The 3,218-nt window shown below is 75.6% G+C and carries 4 protein-coding genes; all 4 read right to left on the bottom strand.

Annotated features, from left to right (window positions below; translation table 11 throughout):
* The coding region (locus tag FN207_RS26030; protein WP_425459862.1) for a TlpA family protein disulfide reductase at nucleotides 1–260 on the bottom strand (260 nt) is incomplete at its 3' end.
* Nucleotides 261–549: 289 nt separating this feature from the next.
* On the bottom strand, nucleotides 550–1,980 hold the full coding sequence (lnt, locus tag FN207_RS26025; RefSeq protein ID WP_246066389.1) for an apolipoprotein N-acyltransferase: 1,431 nt from the start codon (nucleotides 1,978–1,980) through the stop codon (nucleotides 550–552).
* Between the two features lie 110 nt (nucleotides 1,981–2,090).
* Nucleotides 2,091–2,756, bottom strand: a complete 666-nt coding sequence (locus FN207_RS26020; RefSeq protein ID WP_246066387.1) for a TlpA family protein disulfide reductase — start codon at nucleotides 2,754–2,756, stop codon at nucleotides 2,091–2,093.
* Between the two features lie 3 nt (nucleotides 2,757–2,759).
* Nucleotides 2,760–3,218, bottom strand: a 459-nt coding sequence (locus FN207_RS26015; RefSeq protein WP_142461357.1) for a cytochrome c biogenesis ResB family protein, incomplete at its 5' end; no start/stop codon positions are given.

The following is a 3,218-nucleotide window of genomic DNA, read 5'->3' as shown; positions in this document are numbered from 1 at the left end:
CACCACGAGCCCCAGAAGTTGATGACGGCGATGTCGCCGGCCAGCGAGGAGGACTCGAACGGGCTGCCGTCCAGCAGTTCACCGTCGAAGGTCGGTGCCGGGGCTCGAGCTGCTTCGTCCAGCACGGTGGCCGTCGGCGTGGCGCCGGTGAACTCGTACTGCTCGCCGGGCCGCACCTCGTCCACGTCGCCGGCCGAGCAACCCACCAGTGCCGCCGAGGCCACCGCGGTCGCGACCGCGAGCAGAGTCCTCCGGCTCAACAAGGGAAGCGCCGGCGGGATCGTCGGCCAGTGCACCGGACGTGCGCCGCCGAGGGGCCGACACCCGCGGTCCAGCGCGGGCGGGGCGGCACGGAGGCGGTCACGACTGACCGCCGGACCCGTGGCCGCTGAGCACCTCAGTAGCGTACAAGGCGACTTCCTCGCCTGATGCTCGCGGGCGAGCCTCTGGGGACTGGGCGATACCGCTGGCCGTCGGGCAATCCTCGTCCGGCCGCTCCCGTCAGGCGGCCACGGACCCGACCCGCCGCGAGGATCGGCGCGCGTCCGGTCACGTGCCGACCGCCCGGTCTCTCCGGTGTAGGACGCGCATGGTCGGCCCGGCGATCACAGCCCACGCGACAGCGAGCAGTACCGGGAGGTCGCCGGTCCGGGCGTAGGGGGTGAGTCCGGTGCGCAGCGGGACGCTGGCGATGAGGAGCTCCGGCGTGCCGAGCTCTCCTTGCCGGGCGACACTGCCGTCGGGCAGCACGATCGCGGTGTACCCGGTCGGTGCGGCCTGCAGGACGGCGCGGTCCATCTCCCGGGCTCGCATCCGCGCGGCCGCCACCTCGGTGGCCGGCACCTCCTCGGTGGTGTAGGAGGCTGCGTTGGTCGGTACCAGCAGCACCTGGCCGCCGGCGGTGACGGCGGCGCGGGCGCGGTCGGAGAAGAAGACCTCATACGAGATGACCACGCCCAGCGGCCCCGCGGGCGTGTCCAGCAGCCCCGGACCGCGGCCGGGGACGGCGTCCCGGGGGACGAGCGCGGTCATGTCCGAGAGCTGCTCGAACAGGCCGCGGGCGGGGATGTACTCCCCGAACGGCACCCGGTGGACCTTCTCGTAGCGGTCCGCCATGCGACCGTCCGGTCCCCAGGCGACCGCGGCATTCCGGAAGGTCGTCGACTCCGACTCGGTGACCCCGGCGACGACGGTGGCGCCGGTGCGCCGGGCGAGTGCCGCGACCCGTTCGGCCTCGGCGGTGTCGGTCACCGGTCCGGTCACGACGAGGCTGCTCTCCGGCCACAGCACCAGGTCCAGATCGGCCGGCAGGTTGTCGCTGACGTCGAACAGTCGCTCGGTGACCGCCTGCTCGTCGGCCTCGACGGCGGGGATGCCGCGGGGGCCGCCGCCCTGCACGACGGCAGTCCGTAGTTGGCCGGCCGGTGCGCGGTCCGGCGCAGCGAGGGCGACGCCTACCGCGCTGACTGCTGCCAGTGCTGCGACCAGCACCAGCGTGCGGACGCGCCGGCGGGCCAGGGCGAGCGCGGTCATTGCCGCTCCGGCGCCGGTGGTCAGCCCGACGACGAGGAGGGAGCCCCCGAGAGGTGCGGCCGCGGCGAAGGGGCCGTCGAGCTGCCCGAGAGCCATCCCCGGGAGAGGAAAGCCGCCGAACGGGAACCGGCCGCGCACCGCCTCCAGCGCGACCAGCGCCGCCGGGACCGTCCACCAGCGCCCCCGGCCGGGCGCGACCAGCAGCATCGCCGCGGCGAACAGCGTCACCTCGAGCACCACGACGGCGGCGAAGCCGGCCGGGTGGAAGTCGGTGAGCCAGGACAGGGTCGGCGCGAAGAAGCCCAGGCCGGTGACTGCGCCCAGGACCAGCCGCTGCTGCCACCGCAGACCCAGCAGCGCCCAGGTGAGAGCGGCGGCGCCGGCCGGCGCCAGGTACCACGCCGACCGCGGTGGCATGCTGCCCGCCAGCAGTGCACCGGCCGCCACCCCGCCGACCAGGCGCTGCCAGCCGGGCAGCCACCGGTCACGCGCGCCGAGGGCCGTCGCCGGTGCCCGCTCACGCGCAGTGGCCGCCGGGGCTGTTCGCTCCGTCCGAGTCATGGTGTGGGGGCGTCGTCCGTCAGTCGGGTCACGAGTTCCTCGAGCCGTTCCGCCGACACCTGCCCGACCTGGCGGTCCACCACGCGGCCGTCGGCGGCGACGGCGAGGGTGACCGGCAACCCGGGAACGGCCAGCGCGGTCATCAGCGCCTTATCCTCGTCGACCACCTGCGCGTAGGTCACGCCCAGGTCGGTCAGCAGCGAGACCGCGGCCGGGCGGCTGTCCTCGGTGTCGACGCCCAGGAACCCGACCCGGTCGCCGTGGCGCTCGTAGGCCGCCTGCAGCAGCGGCATCTCCTCGCGGCAGGGAGCACACCAGCTCGCCCACAGGTTGACCACGACCGGCCGGCCGCCGAGGTCCTCCAGCGCCACCTCCTGGCCGCCGGTCAGGCATGGCAGGCGCAGTGCCGGCAGGCCGTCCGCGCCGCCGGTCGTGGCGCCGTCGGCGGCGAGGGCCTCGCACCCGGCCACGGCGTCGGGGACCGCGACCGGGGGAGCGCCGGTGTCCGCGGCCGGGGCCGGCGGGCGGGCCGCGCAGCCGCTCAGCGCGACGGCGACCAGCAGCGCCGCGGCCGGCCGGCGGAGCCGGGACCGGCCGGCGGTCACCGGGGTCGGCCGGGCGACCGGAGCCGGGCCGGTGCTGCGCGACGGGCGGGAGGGCACGACTCAGGCTCCGCGGGCCGGCTCCGGCCGGCCGTTTCCGAGCAGGCCGGTGAACAGGGCGCCGAACCGCTCGTGGTGCTCGCCGCTGCCGCCCCGGGCGAGCCCCCCCAGCGACAGCGTCGCCGACCGGCCGCCGCCGGCCTCGGCCGCCGGCGCCCCGGTGATGCGGGCGAAGACCCGTTCCCGGCGCACCAGCAGGGTGACCATGAGCCCGAGCAGCATGGTGAGGGCGCTGATGAGGACGCCGACCTGTCCCGGGTCGTGCGAGACCTGCAGGGCCGCGAACTCCCGGTACCCGTCGAAGCGCACCACCGTGCCGTCGTCGAACGTCGCGCTCTGCCCGACCCTGAGGTTGGCCTCGCCGATCCGGTTCAGCGCTCCGACGTCGATCTGCCGCTGGTCCAGGGTGAACACCGACTGCGGATCGCCGCTGTCCAGCCCCAGGTAGCCGCGGTAGCCGAT

Source organism: Geodermatophilus aquaeductus, from assembly GCF_900182545.1.
Classification (GTDB): Bacteria; Actinomycetota; Actinomycetes; order Mycobacteriales; family Geodermatophilaceae; genus Geodermatophilus; species Geodermatophilus aquaeductus.
The sequence above is the reverse complement of the archived record's forward strand: the minus strand, read 5'-3'. Positions and strand labels throughout refer to the sequence as shown.